At 71.9% G+C, this 12,149-nt stretch carries 15 protein-coding genes and 1 tRNA gene; 9 read left to right on the forward strand and 7 right to left on the reverse strand.

What is annotated here, in order from left to right:
* Window positions 1-29: 29 nt before the first annotated feature.
* The gene (locus AB0D85_RS14210) at window positions 30-713 is read right to left on the reverse strand and encodes an ABC transporter ATP-binding protein (protein ID WP_362319264.1); all 684 of its coding nucleotides are present in this window, start codon (window positions 711-713) and stop codon (window positions 30-32) included.
* Window positions 714-727: 14 nt separating this feature from the next.
* Complete coding sequence (locus AB0D85_RS14215; RefSeq protein WP_362318739.1) at window positions 728-1,099, reverse strand: DUF4333 domain-containing protein; 372 nt, start codon at window positions 1,097-1,099, stop codon at window positions 728-730.
* 174 nt (window positions 1,100-1,273) lie between these two features.
* On the opposite strand from AB0D85_RS14215, the gene AB0D85_RS14220 reads away from it, so the two are divergent.
* Window positions 1,274-2,434, forward strand: a complete 1,161-nt coding sequence (locus AB0D85_RS14220) for a sensor histidine kinase (protein ID WP_362318742.1) — start codon at window positions 1,274-1,276, stop codon at window positions 2,432-2,434.
* An 82-nt stretch (window positions 2,435-2,516) separates the two neighbouring features.
* Complete coding sequence (locus tag AB0D85_RS14225; RefSeq protein ID WP_362318745.1) at window positions 2,517-3,290, forward strand: sulfite exporter TauE/SafE family protein; 774 nt, start codon at window positions 2,517-2,519, stop codon at window positions 3,288-3,290.
* Here AB0D85_RS14225 and AB0D85_RS14230 read toward each other — a convergent pair.
* On the reverse strand, window positions 3,276-4,064 hold the full coding sequence (locus tag AB0D85_RS14230) for an HAD-IIA family hydrolase (RefSeq protein WP_362318748.1): 789 nt from the start codon (window positions 4,062-4,064) through the stop codon (window positions 3,276-3,278). The genes AB0D85_RS14225 and AB0D85_RS14230 overlap by 15 nt on opposite strands.
* A gap of 132 nt (window positions 4,065-4,196) precedes the next feature.
* On the opposite strand from AB0D85_RS14230, the gene rpmG reads away from it, so the two are divergent.
* The 4 genes from rpmG to AB0D85_RS14250 all read left to right on the forward strand — a co-directional run bounded on the left by rpmG (window position 4,197) and on the right by AB0D85_RS14250 (window position 5,722).
* A complete protein-coding gene (gene rpmG / locus AB0D85_RS14235) occupies window positions 4,197-4,361 on the forward strand; it encodes a 50S ribosomal protein L33 (protein WP_093497749.1) in 165 nt (54 codons plus the stop codon).
* Window positions 4,362-4,435: 74 nt separating this feature from the next.
* Entirely contained in the window at window positions 4,436-4,699 is a 264-nt protein-coding gene (locus AB0D85_RS14240) for a type B 50S ribosomal protein L31 (protein ID WP_362318752.1), read from the forward strand.
* Between the two features lie 66 nt (window positions 4,700-4,765).
* Window positions 4,766-4,888, forward strand: a complete 123-nt coding sequence (ykgO, locus tag AB0D85_RS14245; protein WP_362318755.1) for a type B 50S ribosomal protein L36 — start codon at window positions 4,766-4,768, stop codon at window positions 4,886-4,888.
* A 72-nt stretch (window positions 4,889-4,960) separates the two neighbouring features.
* On the forward strand, window positions 4,961-5,722 hold the full coding sequence (locus tag AB0D85_RS14250; protein WP_362318758.1) for a cobalt-precorrin-6A reductase: 762 nt from the start codon (window positions 4,961-4,963) through the stop codon (window positions 5,720-5,722).
* 28 nt (window positions 5,723-5,750) lie between these two features.
* Here the strand turns inward: AB0D85_RS14250 and cobF are convergent, their stop codons facing one another.
* Both cobF and AB0D85_RS14260 read right to left on the reverse strand, forming a co-directional pair.
* The gene (gene cobF / locus AB0D85_RS14255; protein WP_362318761.1) at window positions 5,751-6,533 is read right to left on the reverse strand and encodes a precorrin-6A synthase (deacetylating); all 783 of its coding nucleotides are present in this window, start codon (window positions 6,531-6,533) and stop codon (window positions 5,751-5,753) included.
* Window positions 6,534-6,578: 45 nt separating this feature from the next.
* Window positions 6,579-7,088, reverse strand: coding sequence for a DUF309 domain-containing protein (locus AB0D85_RS14260; RefSeq protein WP_362318764.1), 510 nt, complete (start codon window positions 7,086-7,088; stop codon window positions 6,579-6,581).
* Between the two features lie 116 nt (window positions 7,089-7,204).
* Between AB0D85_RS14260 and AB0D85_RS14265 the strand changes: the two genes are divergently transcribed.
* The 3 genes from AB0D85_RS14265 (at window position 7,205) to AB0D85_RS14275 (ending at window position 10,024) form a co-directional block, all read left to right on the forward strand.
* Window positions 7,205-7,278, forward strand: a tRNA-Pro gene (locus AB0D85_RS14265).
* A 367-nt stretch (window positions 7,279-7,645) separates the two neighbouring features.
* Complete coding sequence (locus tag AB0D85_RS14270) at window positions 7,646-8,314, forward strand: TetR/AcrR family transcriptional regulator C-terminal domain-containing protein (RefSeq protein ID WP_362318767.1); 669 nt, start codon at window positions 7,646-7,648, stop codon at window positions 8,312-8,314.
* A gap of 342 nt (window positions 8,315-8,656) precedes the next feature.
* Window positions 8,657-10,024 carry a ferredoxin reductase family protein gene (locus AB0D85_RS14275; RefSeq protein ID WP_362318770.1) on the forward strand — a complete coding sequence of 456 codons (1,368 nt, stop codon included), beginning with the start codon at window positions 8,657-8,659 and terminating at the stop codon, window positions 10,022-10,024.
* Between the two features lie 62 nt (window positions 10,025-10,086).
* On the opposite strand, the gene AB0D85_RS14280 is transcribed toward AB0D85_RS14275, so the two are convergent.
* Together AB0D85_RS14280 and AB0D85_RS14285 are read right to left on the reverse strand one after the other, a co-directional pair.
* Entirely contained in the window at window positions 10,087-10,992 is a 906-nt protein-coding gene (locus AB0D85_RS14280) for a LysR family transcriptional regulator (RefSeq protein WP_362318773.1), read from the reverse strand.
* A gap of 198 nt (window positions 10,993-11,190) precedes the next feature.
* Window positions 11,191-12,126, reverse strand: coding sequence for a dihydrodipicolinate synthase family protein (locus tag AB0D85_RS14285; RefSeq protein WP_362318775.1), 936 nt, complete (start codon window positions 12,124-12,126; stop codon window positions 11,191-11,193).
* Window positions 12,127-12,149 lie beyond the last annotated feature (23 nt).

Genomic DNA, 12,149 nt, shown 5'->3' on the forward strand with positions numbered 1-12,149 from the left:
GCAGGGACTCCGCGGATGTCTCGGGCCGGTCAGGCGACCGTGTACTGGCTGTGGGCGCTGATCCGGCCGTCCCGCACCTGGACGATCCGGTCGCAGCGCGCGGCGACGTCCGCGTCATGGGTCACCATCACCAGGGCCGCGCCCTGCTCACGGGTGACCGAGGTGAGCAGTCGTACGACCTCCGTGCCGGTCACCTGGTCGAGGGCGCCGGTCGGCTCGTCGGCGAACACCACGTCCGGTTCGATCACCAACGCCCGTGCGATGGCGACCCGTTGGGCCTGTCCGCCGGAGAGCCCGCCGGGCCGCCGCCGCTCCAGCCCGTCCAGGCCGAGCGGCGCGAACCAGCGCCGGGCCCGCTGCACCGCGCGGCGGCGCGGTACGCCCTCCAGCATCAGCGGCAGGGCCACGTTCTCCTCGGCGGGCAGCTCCGGCAGCAGCTGGCCGAACTGGAACACGAACCCGAACCGGGTGCGGCGCAGTTCGCTGAGCCTGTTCTCGCCCAGCCGGTCGATACGCTCACCGCGCAGCAGCACCTCACCGCCGTCGGGGCGGACGATCCCCGCGAGCGTGTGCAGCAGGGTGGACTTCCCGGACCCGGACGGGCCCATGATCGCCAGCGACTCGCTCTCGCCGACCGCCACGTCCACGCCCGCGAGGGCCGTGGTGGCGCCGTACTTCTTCACGAGGCCGACCCCGGCCAGTGCCCCGGTCATCCCCGGAACCCCGCTCATCGCTCGAACTTCCAGGTGACGGACTTGTCCGTGGCACTGACGACGCGGACCGGTATCCGCACGCCGGAACCGTCCGTCTTCTTGCCGGTACAGGTGACGGTCGACCCGGCGACGGCCTTGAGCCCGGTCGGGCAGGTGACCCCGGTGACCTTGTCGCCGACCCAGGGCAGCGGGTGGTACCTGCTCTGGGTGCGGCCCGCGACGATGTTCGCGGCGAGGGCCTTGTGCCCGTCGACGGAGACCGTGCTGTAGGCGTCCAACCGGCTGGTCGACTCGGGGTCGGCGAGGAAGTGGGTGCCGAGGGCACCGACGGCGACGACGGCGGTGGCACCGCCGATGACTCCGACGACGAACCTGCTGCGCTGCATGGCGTACTCCTGGAAACCGAAGTGAGGGAAGAAAAGGGGGGAGTGGTGTGTCGTGCCCTCACTCTCGCCCGCGGGCCCGGGCGCCCGCCTCGGCCGTACGGCCATGGTCCGGCGCGCCCGCCTCGGCCGTTCGGCCGATCCGGTCCGGCCCCGACGGTGTCTACCGTGATCGGCATGAAGTCCGTCTCTCCCCAGGGCTGCCTGCGCGGCTTCGGCGTCGGTGTGCTGGTCGCGGCCGCCGTCGTCGACGTGCTGAACACCGGTGCCGCGGGGTACGGCGTGTGGCCGGTCGCGGTCGTGCTGCTCGCCGGCCTCACCGCCGTGCTCTGGCCGTCGGACCGCCGCCCGGCGTGGCTGACCCCCGAGCTGCGCACCGCCGTCCCCGGCGCGCTGTCCGTCCTGCTCACGGTGGGCTCGCTGCTGTCCGGCCGCCGGTATCCGTTCGGCCCGGGCGAGGTCATCGTCCTGCTGTGCCTGCTGTTCGTCGCGGTACGGCACTGCGGGCCGCGCTGGGCCCTGACCTGTGCCGCTCTGGACACGGTGGCCCTGCTGATGACGCCGGTCCGGTACGCCCGCTCGCTGTCCGACGACGACGCGCTGGCCTACATCGCCATCGGGCTCGTCCTGGTCGGCCTCACCGCCGGGTTCGCGGGCTATCTGCGCTCGCTGGACTACCGGCGGACGGTTGCGGTCGGCGAGACGCGCCGGGCGGAGCGGCTGGCCATCGCGGCCGACCTGCACGACTTCGTCGCCCACCATGTCACCGGGATCCTCGTCCAGACGCAGATGGCCCGGATGATGGCGGCGACCGCCTCCGACGAACTGGATCCCGTCCTCGCCGGGATCGAGCGGGCGGCCACGGAGGCCCTCGCGTCCATGCGGCGGACGGTGGGCGTGCTGCGGGACACCGGCGCGGAGGCCGACCGCCGCCCGGTCGGCGACCTGGCCGCGATCGCCGAACTCACCGACGGCTTCCCGGCCCCCGGCCAGAAGGTCACCCTCGACCGCGCCCCCGGCCTGGACACCGAGGTGCCGCACGAGGTGCAGTCGGCCGCGTTCCGGGTCGTCCAGGAGGCGTTGACCAACGTACGGCGGCACGCGGGCGACGCCACCGAGATCACCGTGGGACTGCGGCGGGCGGGGGACCGGCTGGAGGTGACGGTGACCGACGACGGGCACGGCTCCGCCCCGCTCCCGGACGCGGCGCACGGCGGCGGCTTCGGCCTGGTCGGCCTCACGGAACGCGTCACCGCCCTCGGCGGCACGCTGGACGCGGGGCCGAGAGCGGCGGGCGGGTGGACCGTACGGGCGCTCTTTCCCCTGGGGAAGGGCTGAGGCCATGCGGAAGGGCTGAGGCGCCGATCAGCGAGACGGTACTTACCCCATCGGCATGTCAGGACATAGCATCGGTCCCCGCATGAACACGATGACGCTCTGGCACATATCCGGCTGGGAGTTCGCCGCCCTGGCCCTCGCCGCGCTGCTGGTCGGTTTCTCCAAGACCGCCGTCAGCGGCGCCAACACCGTCAGCCTCGCCATCTTCGCCGCGGTCCTCCCGGCGCGCGCCTCCACCGGCGTGCTGCTCCCGCTGCTCATCGCGGGCGACGTGCTGGCCGTGGCGACCTACCGCAGGCACGCCCACTGGCCCACCCTGTGGCGGCTGTTCCCGGCGGTCGCGGTCGGCGTGGTGATCGGCACGCTGTTCCTGGTGTGGGCCGACGACGGGGTCGTACGGACCTCGATCGGCGCGATCCTGCTGCTGATGGCCGGCGTCACCCTGTGGCGGCGGCGCACGGCGGACGGGACCGACGACCCGGACGCGGTCACCACCAGGGCGGGCCGGGCGAAGGCCGGTTCGTACGGCGTCCTCGGCGGCTTCACCACGATGGTCGCCAACGCGGGCGGCCCGGTGATGTCGATGTACCTGCTGTCGGCCGGCTTCCGGAAACTCGGCTTCCTGGGCACCTCGGCGTTCTTCTTCCTGATCGTGAACGTCTCCAAGGTGCCCTTCAGCGCCGGCCTCGGCCTGATCGACGGCAACTCGCTGCTGCTCGACGCCGCGCTCGCGGTGTTCGTCGTCCCCGGCGCGTTCATCGGAAGGTGGGCGGTCGACCGGATCAACCAGCGGCTGTTCGAGCAGCTGGTCATCGCCGCGACGATCATCGGTGGACTCCAGCTACTCCTGCGCTAGCCGGTCCAGCAACCCGGGAAGCTCCGCGAACGAGTCCAGCACATGGTCGGGCGTGCCGCTCGCCCGCTCCAGCGTCCCGGCCCGGAACTTCCCGGTCCTGACCAGCGCTCCGGTGATACCGAGGCGCTGTGCCGCGAGCACGTCCGACTCGATGTCGTCCCCGATCATGAGCGCCTCGCCGGCAGCCACACCGAGCCGTCCGAGCGCCGCCTCGAAGAAGGCAGGCGAGGGCTTCCCGGTCACCTCGGCCTCGACCCCGGCGGCCGCCTCCAGCCCCGCCAGGAACGCCCCCGCGTCCAGTTCCAGTCCCGCGTCCGTACGCCAGTACAGGTTCCGGTGCATCGCGACGAGCCGCGCGCCCCGCTGGAGCTGCCCGAACGCCCGGTTCAGCGCCGCGTACCCGAACTCCGGCCCGGCGCCCCCGAGCAGCACGACATCCGGTACGGCCGTGTCGTCGTCCGCCGCCAGGAGAGTCACCCCGGCGAGGTCCTCGTCCACGTCCCCGCTGTTGAGCAGCGCGCACCGCGCCCCCGCGAGGTGGGCGGCCGTCGCGGCGGGCGCGGTCAGGATGTCCTCGCCGGTCACCGGGAAGCCGGCCGCCGCCAGCGTCCCCGCGATCGATGCCCGGGTCCGGGACGTCGTGTTGGTCACCAGCGCGACACGGAACCCGGCCTCGCGGATGGCGCTCAGGGCCTCGACCGCGCCGGGCAGCGGCCGCCAGGACATGGTGAGCACCCCGTCGATGTCGATCAGCACCCCACGCACGGAACCCATGGAACCCATGTCAGGACGATAACCGCGGGGGAGCGGCGGGACCGGGAATGCGACGGCGGGAGGCGTTGTTGCAGAGGTCGTGAATGACATGCCCGGATCAAAGATCCCGGGTGTGGGTGAAGGGAGGACCTCATGGCACGCAGTACCGCGCGTCCCGTCGTCAGGCTGAAGTCGACGGCCGGGACCGGCGTCACCTACGTGACCCGCAAGAACCGCCGGAACAACCCCGACCGGCTGGTCCTGCGCAAGTACGACCCGGTGGCCGGCGCGCACGTCGACTTCCGCGAAGAGCGCTGAACCGCCGAGAACGACCGGGCCTCGGCCCATCGGACCTGGGCGCCATCTGACCTGGGCCCCGGAAAGGAAACCCCATGAAGTCCCGCATTCATCCCGACGCCCGGCTCGTGGTCTTCCGCGACCGCGCCGCGGACACCGCGTTCCTGACCCGCTCCACCGCCGACTCGTCCCGGACGATCGAGTGGGAGGACGGCAACACCTACCCGCTGATCGACGTCGAGATCTCGTCCGCGTCGCACCCCTTCTACACCGGCAAGACGCGCGTCCTGGACAGCGCCGGCCGGGTGGAACGCTTCGAGCGCCGCTACGGCCGTACCGCAGCCGCCGCCCGCGGCTGACCCGACGCGACGACCGGCGATCGACGACTGGCGACCGGAGACCGGCGACACGAGGAGAGCAGAACCATGAAGGTGCGCAATTCACTGCGCTCACTGAAGTCCAAGCCCGGCGCCCAGGTGGTGCGCCGACACGGCAAGGTCTTCGTGATCAACAAGAAGGACCCCCGTTTCAAGGCCCGCCAGGGCTGACGAAGCGCTCCAGGACGGCCGCCCGGCACCCCGCCGGGCGGCCGTCCCGCGTCACGGCCGTACGCTCGCCCCATGTCCCCGCACGTCCCGCACGTCCTGATCCTCGGCGGCACCTCCGAGGCCCGCGAACTGGCCGCCGCGCTCGCCGCGCACCCCGGTGTGCGCGTCACGACCTCCCTGGCGGGGCGCGTCACCCGGCCGGGCGCGCTGGCGGGGGAGGTCCGCGTCGGAGGCTTCGGCGGAGCCGCGGGACTCGCCGACTGGCTGCGCGACGAGCGCGTGGACGCGCTCGTCGACGCCACGCACCCCTTCGCCGAGACGATCACCGCGAACGCGGCGCGGGCCGCGGCGGAGGCCGGCGTTACGGCCGTGGTGCTGCGCCGTCCGGGCTGGCGGCCGGGCCCGGAGGACCGCTGGCACCCGGTCGCCTCCCTCGCCGAGGCGGCGGACCTGCTGCCGCGCTTCGGCCCCCGGGTCTTCCTGACCACGGGACGTCTGGGCCTGTCCGCCTTCGCCCATCTGACGGACCACCGGTTCGTCGTACGATCCGTGGAACCCCCGGAGCCCCCCGTGCCGCCGCACACCGAAGTGCTGCTGGCGCGCGGCCCGTTCACCGTGGCCGACGAGACCGAGCTGCTGCGCGGGAACCTGATCGACGTCCTGGTCACGAAGGACAGCGGGGGAGCGGCGACGGCCGCCAAACTCACCGCCGCACGCCGCCTGGGGCTGCCCGTGGTCGTCGTAGGCCGGCCGCCGCTGCCGGACGGAGTGACGGCGGTACCGGACGTGGCGGGGGTACTGGAGCGGCTGGGGCTCGGTCCCGCGGGACCGTAGCGTCCCCGGCAGCACCGTCCGAGCGAGGTCAGCTCTCCTTCGGGCCGCCGGGGTGGCGGCGCAGCAGATACGTGTCCATGATCCAGCCCTTGCGCTCCCGTGCCTCCGCCCGCAGCCGCTCGATACGCGGGCCGGCCTCGGCGATCGGACCGGAGACCAGGATCTCGTCCGGGGTGCCTATGTAGGCGCCCCAGTAGATGTCGATGTCCTGGTCCGCGTACTGCCGGAAGGTCTGGTGCGCGTCCAGCATCACGACCAGGTCGTCCACCCCGTCCGGCAGCCCCTCGGCGAGCCGCCGCCCGGTGGTGATCTGCACCGGCCGGGCCACCCGGTTCAGCCCCGTGCGGTGCCGGGCGACCAGCGCCGACACACTGCTGATCCCGGGCACCACGTCGTACTCGAAGGCCACCGCGGCACGCCCCAGCACCTCCTCCAGGATCGCCAGCGTGCTGTCGTACAACGACGGATCGCCCCACACCAGGAACGCGCCGGTCTGCTCCTCGCCCAGTTCCTCGCGGATCAGCCGCTCGTAGATCTCCGCGCGGGCGCTGCGCCAGTCACCGACGGCCGGCGAGTACGCGCCCCCGCCCGCCGCGCGGTCGCGCTCCGGGTCCCGCGCCTCGACCAGCCGGTAGCCGCCGTCCGGTATGTGCGTGTCGAGCATGTCCCGGCGCAGCTGGGTGAGGTCGCCCTTGACCTCGCCCTTGTCGAGGAGGAAGAACACGTCCGTGTCCTGCAGCGCCCGGACCGCCTGGAGGGTGAGCTGGTCGGGGTCGCCCGCGCCGATACCGATGACATGAATCTTTCGCACACCCCCGAGTCTGCCCCATGCCACTGACAGCGGGTCACCCCGGTGCTACGGGGTGCCGCGCAGCCGGGGCGCCTCGGCCGTGGCCTCGATCCTCCCGGCACCGCCCGCCACCCGCCCGGCCAGCTCCCGCGCCCACTCCGCGAGCCCGCCGACATCCATCCCGTACGGCCGCGGCACCCCGCTCCCGGCCGCCCACTCCTCGACCGCGCCCGCGCCGCGCCGCAGCAGCCGGGCCCCGCCGGTCACGTTCCCCCGGGCCGCGTGGGTGAGCCCCACCGCCAACTGGGCCAGCCCCCGCCACAGCGTCCGTTCGTCCTCGGGCCCCGACTTCCAGGCGTCCTCGAACACCTCGTGCGCATGGAACGGCTTCCCGGCGTCCAGCAGCGACTGCGCCTCGGCGACCGTCTCCTCCGGAGCGCGTACGACGCCTTCGGGCTGCCGCTCGACGCCGGGCGTGCCGTACGGCAGCGGCCGCCCCAGCCCGTCCCGCGGCCGGGCGTTGCGCGCCCGCCCCTCGGTGTCCCGGTCCCGTGCGCCTGTCCCCACGTCTCCCATACGACCGATTGTCCCCCGCCCCCGTCCCCTCTCCCCACGCCCTCTTTCGGCCCGCCCGGCGGCGTGGGGTAAAGTGCTGTTCGCGCGATCACGCGGTTCACCGCGAGTGAGCGCACCGGGACGTGGCGCAGCTTGGTAGCGCACTTGACTGGGGGTCAAGGGGTCGCAGGTTCAAATCCTGTCGTCCCGACTTTGCGAAGTCGCAGGTCAGGGCCGGTTTCGGAAACATCCGAAACCGGCCCTTGATCATTCTTGGGGACCGGTTGGGGACCGGCGCCCTCGACCGGGCTCGGCGGGTCACGACGATCGGGCTCGGCCGCGAGCGAGGTGCGCCGAGCCGCGGCACCGGAACATGCGGGACAACGCGCCACTGGGAGCCACCCTGCTCATGGCGTCCACCGGCAAGATCCTCAAGCGGGGGATCGGCTGACGTCCCGGCGTCCGCCGGCCTCGAATGCGGCCGGGGCTTCATGCCCGTACCGGATACGGTGTCGATGTTGACTGGTTTGCCGGGGAGGTCGGACGGTTCCGTGACTGCAGCAGGAGATTCCGCGCGCGTGGGCGAGGCTCCGGTCCGGCGTTCCCCGGGGCGTCCGCCTGTTCCGCTGGAGCGGATCGTCGCCGCCGCGTTGGAGATCGTGGACGAGGAGGGGGCCGACGCCCTGTCGATGCGGACCCTGGCGCAGCGCCTTGGGTCGGGTACGGCGACGCTGTACCGGCATTTCGACAACCGGGCGGCGCTGGTGGCGCATGTGGTCGACCGCATGTTCGGTGCTGTGGACCTGACGGGCGAGGAACTCGCCGAGATGGGATGGCGGCAGGCGCTGCGGAAGGTCGCCCACCAGATGTTCGACGCCCTGGGACGGCACCGGAACGCGGCACGTCTGATGGTCGAGCAGACCCCGATGGGCCCCAACGCCATGCTGGTACGGGAGCGCTGTGTGGCGGTCCTGCTCGACAGCGGTTTCGCGCCGGGGGTCGCGGCGCACGCGTACGCCACGCTGGCCCGCTATGTGCTGGGCTTCGCCATCCAGGTCCACGGGCACGGGAGCGGCGAGCCGTCCGACGACGCGCAGTCGTCCGCTCTGTTCAAGGGGGTGGACCCGGACCGGTTCCCCGCGACAGCCACGGTGGCCGGCTCGTTGCCGCTGCCGATCGACGAGGAGTTCACCTTCGGTCTCGACCTCCTCCTCGGCGGGCTCGCAGGCCTGCGGGACGAGGGCTGAGCGACACCGGCCCGTCGGGTTCCGTGGTTTCACGGGTCCGACTCGAGCCCGTGTGCGTGACAGCGGCGGCCAGGAGCGGCGCGCCGAAGATGCCGGCGTCGAAGACGGCGAGGCTGAGAGCGGTGGCCATCGGGGTGCTCAGGCCCGTGGCCGGCAGCGCCGCGCCCGCCGCGGGCCGCCATTGATTGCCTCGTCCATCAGAATCGGATACGTTGTTGCCGAAATATTCAGGCTGTGGCGTGCCCGTTGCACAGAGCATGAGGGAGAAGGTCGGGCCGGAGTGGCCCTGACCGGGTGATCCGGGCGTCGGCACGCCACCTGCCAACGCCCGAGAGGCAGCGGATGCCCGTTCTGATCGCCATAGCGCTCTACGCCGTCTGGATCGCGCGCAGTCCCATGGACGTGCGTCTCAAGAAACGCCACGTCGGACCGCTGACGGTCACGGTCGGAGCCGTCGCGCTCTATCTCGCCTGGGACTGGCTCGAACCCGGCGGCATCAGCGATGTCTACTTCGTCGGCGAGTTCGCCGGTGTCCTGGCCGTGTACCTGATGTCCTGCACTCTCGTGCTGGCCACCCGCATCACGTGGCTGGAACAGTGGTTCGGCGGCCTTGACCACATGTACATGCGGCACAAGAGGTACGCCCTGCTGTCCATGACCCTGCTCGTCCCCCACCTCCTCCTCCACTTCTTCTCCGGGTTCGACGGGAACGCGCTCAGCCGCGCCGTCGCCCCTCGCTCCGCCCAACTCGTGGGAACGGGCCACCTCCTGGGCGCCATCTCGGCCATCGGCCTGCTCGCGCTCGTCGTCATCTCGCTCGGCCGGATCGGTGACGTCCTGCGGCTGCCCTACGAGCGCTGGCTGTTCCTGCACCGTCTGACCGGTCTGCTGCTCCTGAGCGCGCTCCTCCATGGCTGGTTCCTGGACCGCGTCATCGGCGGATCCATACCCCTGCTGGCCCTCTACGTCATCATGGCCACCGTCGGCATGGCCGCCTACGCCTACGACGAACTGGTGCTGCGGCACAGAGAGCCCCGCGCCGACTACACCATCCGCCGCGTCGTACGGCCCTCGCCCGACGTCGTCGACCTCACCCTGGCCCCCACCGGCTCGGGCGGACTGCCCCTGGCGGGCGGTCAGTTCGTCTACCTGCGCGTCGGTGGCCGCCGCGCCTGGCGCGAACACCCCTTCAGCGTCGCCGGAGTCCAGAGCGACGGTTCGGTCCGCCTGACCATCCGCGCACTCGGCCGCGGCACCCGCAGGCTCCACGCCGACGTCCGTGAAGGACTGCCGGCAACCCTCAACGGCCCATACGGCATGTTCGACCACACCCTCGGCGGATCCCGCCAGATCTGGATCGCCGGCGGCATCGGCGTCGCCCCGTTCCTCGGCTGGCTCACCCACCCGGGCGATACGCTCCCCAGCGCCGACTTCTTCTATTGCGCTCCCAGCGCCGAAGCCGCACCGTTCCTCCCGGAACTCACCGCAGCCGCCGAACGCCTTCCCGCTCTCCGGGTCCACACGACGTTCAGCCGCGGCCATGGCCGCCTCACCGTCGACAGGATCCAGGCGGCGGCCGGACCGCTGACTCCGGACACCCATGTCTTCCTGTGCGGCCCTGCGTCCATGGTCGAAGATCTCAGCCGCCACCTCCGCCGCCGCGGCATCCCCCGGGCGCATGTCCACGCCGAGCACTTCGCCTTCCGCTGACCGGCTACCCGTCACCCGGGTCCTTGGACTCGTCCCCACTCGCCCCCTCCGCGGTGGAGCACTCAGCAGCGGATGGCGCCCTCGGGCAGGTCCCGTTCCGCGGTCAGCGGCAGTTCGAGCGAGGTGAGCATGTCCTGGTAGCGTCCCGCCAGTTGTGACGGGAGCTTCCTGCCGAACACCACCAGCTCGCGGAACAGGCCGGGGCCGATCCGCCGGGTATGCCGGGACCACCGCAGCGGCACCGCGTTCTCGGGTGTCACCGTCAGGCCGATTCCCTCGACCGCGAACAGCAGTGCCGCCGAGACCTGGCCGGTACGGGCCACGGCGCGCGGGGTGAACCCGAAGTGACCCGCCAACCGGTCGACCACCTCACTCATACCCTGCTCCGGCTCGTACAGCACCCAGTCGGCGGCGGCCAGTTCGGCTGGGTCCGCCGCCGTGTCCGCCGGGTATTCGGCGGGGCCGGTCACCACCATCTCCTCGTACCCGAGCGACACCACCGGCCCCTCCCACGGCTCCGGGCGCGGGCCGACCGCGATGTCGCCCCGGCCGCCTCGCATGGCCTCCGCAAGGTCCCGCCGGTGTGAGTAGTCGTGCAGCCGCAGGACGGCCGAGGGGTACACGGAGTGCCAGCGGGCCGCGGACGGCGGCAGGACGCCCGACGCCACGGACCGGACCGTCAGCACGTGAACGTCGCCGTTGCGGCCTTCGGCCACCCCGCGCACCACGTCCCGGGCATCCTGAACCGCACGCATCGCGTCCTGCGCCCGCGGGAGAAGGGCCCGACCGGCGGGAGTCAGCGTGACGCCCTGCCGGCCGCGCTCCAGCAGGACCGCGCCCAGTTCCTTTTCCAGGGCTCCGATCTGCTGGGAGAGCGAGGGCTGCGTGACGTACAACCGGGCAGCGGCTCCGCTGAAGGAACCGGCCTCGCAGATCGCGAGGAAGTACTCCAGCTGTCGTAGCTGCATCTGCTCCAGGTTTCCGGGTGCGCGGGGCCGGGGTGCACCCCGCCGATAACGGCAACATTGTGGCCATTATATCGCCTGCGGTGCATCGCCCTGGAGGACCGATGCGCACGTCCCGTTCCCCGGTCCAGCAGCAGCCCGCTGTCGGCCGCGCTCCTCGCTCACGCACTGCCTCGCTCGGACGCGTACGCGCAGGACGCCTCAGCCCGTGAGTGTGACCCTGCTGTCCTTCCCGGCCAGCCGCGTCAGCAGGTAGTCGACCTCGGCGCGTGCCCGGGCGGACAGACCCGCTCCCGGCCGGCGCTGGGCGTCGCACGCGAGCAGGCCGCGGCGCCTCATCACGTACTTGCGTACGGCCAGGCCGATGCCCGGCTGCTGTTCGTAGCGCAGCAGGGGCAGATGGGCGTCGAAAACGTCGTGAGCGGTGTCCCGGTCACCGGCCGCCGTGTGGCGCACCACGTCCACGAGGAGTTCGGGCACGCAGTAGCCGGTCATCGCACCGTCGGCGCCGCGCTCGGTCTCGAAGTCCAGGAAGAGACCGCCGTTGCCGCACAGGATCGACAGGCGGGGCATGGCCCCGTCGGCCTCCAGCCGCCGCAGTGTGCTGATCTTCTCCAGCCCCGGCCAGTCCTCGTGCTTGAGCATCACGCACCCGGGCGCCGCGCCCGCGATACGGGCGATCACCGAGGGCGCCATCATGACCGAGAAGGACAAGGGGTAGTCCTGGATCACGAACGGGACGTCCTCGCCGATGGCCGCGGAGGCGCCCTCGTAGTAGCTCACGATCCGGTCGTCGGTCCGCAGCGTGTTCGGCGGGGCGATCATGACACCGGCGGCGCCGGCGGCCATGACCTCGCCGGACAGGGCCCGCATGGCCGCGTAGCCGGGTGCGGACACGCCGACGACGATCGGCAGGTCGGTGCGCTTGATGACGTGCTGGACGATGCGGACGCCTTCCTCGTGCGAGAGCTTGGGTGCTTCTCCCATCTGCCCCAGCAGAGTCAGGCCGGTGACTCCTGCGGATTCATAGAATTCGGTGAGCCGGGTGAGCGAATCGAAATCTATCCCACCCTGTTCATCGAAAGGTGTCGGTGCGATGGCGAAGACACCCGAGGTGTCGCGGGTCAGCGGCGCCATTCTCTCGGCCTCCTTCTGTGTCG

The sequence above is a fragment of the Streptomyces sp. NPDC048277 genome (genome assembly GCF_040652235.1).
In the GTDB taxonomy this organism is placed as follows: domain Bacteria; phylum Actinomycetota; class Actinomycetes; order Streptomycetales; family Streptomycetaceae; genus Streptomyces.

Bases quoted from the DNA above. Each gene is read 5' to 3' on its own strand.
- AB0D85_RS14210 (WP_362319264.1), bottom strand. From the start codon at position 713: ATGACCGGGGCACTGGCCGGGGTCGGCCTCGTGAAGAAGTACGGCGCC.
- AB0D85_RS14215 (WP_362318739.1), bottom strand. From the start codon at position 1,099: ATGCAGCGCAGCAGGTTCGTCGTCGGAGTCATCGGCGGTGCCACCGCC.
- AB0D85_RS14220 (WP_362318742.1), top strand. From the start codon at position 1,274: ATGAAGTCCGTCTCTCCCCAGGGCTGCCTGCGCGGCTTCGGCGTCGGT.
- AB0D85_RS14225 (WP_362318745.1), top strand. From the start codon at position 2,517: ATGAACACGATGACGCTCTGGCACATATCCGGCTGGGAGTTCGCCGCC.
- AB0D85_RS14230 (WP_362318748.1), bottom strand. From the start codon at position 4,064: ATGGGTTCCGTGCGTGGGGTGCTGATCGACATCGACGGGGTGCTCACC.
- rpmG (WP_093497749.1), top strand. From the start codon at position 4,197: ATGGCACGCAGTACCGCGCGTCCCGTCGTCAGGCTGAAGTCGACGGCC.
- AB0D85_RS14240 (WP_362318752.1), top strand. From the start codon at position 4,436: ATGAAGTCCCGCATTCATCCCGACGCCCGGCTCGTGGTCTTCCGCGAC.
- ykgO (WP_362318755.1), top strand. From the start codon at position 4,766: ATGAAGGTGCGCAATTCACTGCGCTCACTGAAGTCCAAGCCCGGCGCC.
- AB0D85_RS14250 (WP_362318758.1), top strand. From the start codon at position 4,961: ATGTCCCCGCACGTCCCGCACGTCCTGATCCTCGGCGGCACCTCCGAG.
- AB0D85_RS14260 (WP_362318764.1), bottom strand. From the start codon at position 7,088: ATGGGAGACGTGGGGACAGGCGCACGGGACCGGGACACCGAGGGGCGG.
- AB0D85_RS14275 (WP_362318770.1), top strand. From the start codon at position 8,657: ATGCCCGTTCTGATCGCCATAGCGCTCTACGCCGTCTGGATCGCGCGC.
- AB0D85_RS14280 (WP_362318773.1), bottom strand. From the start codon at position 10,992: ATGCAGCTACGACAGCTGGAGTACTTCCTCGCGATCTGCGAGGCCGGT.
- AB0D85_RS14285 (WP_362318775.1), bottom strand. From the start codon at position 12,126: ATGGCGCCGCTGACCCGCGACACCTCGGGTGTCTTCGCCATCGCACCG.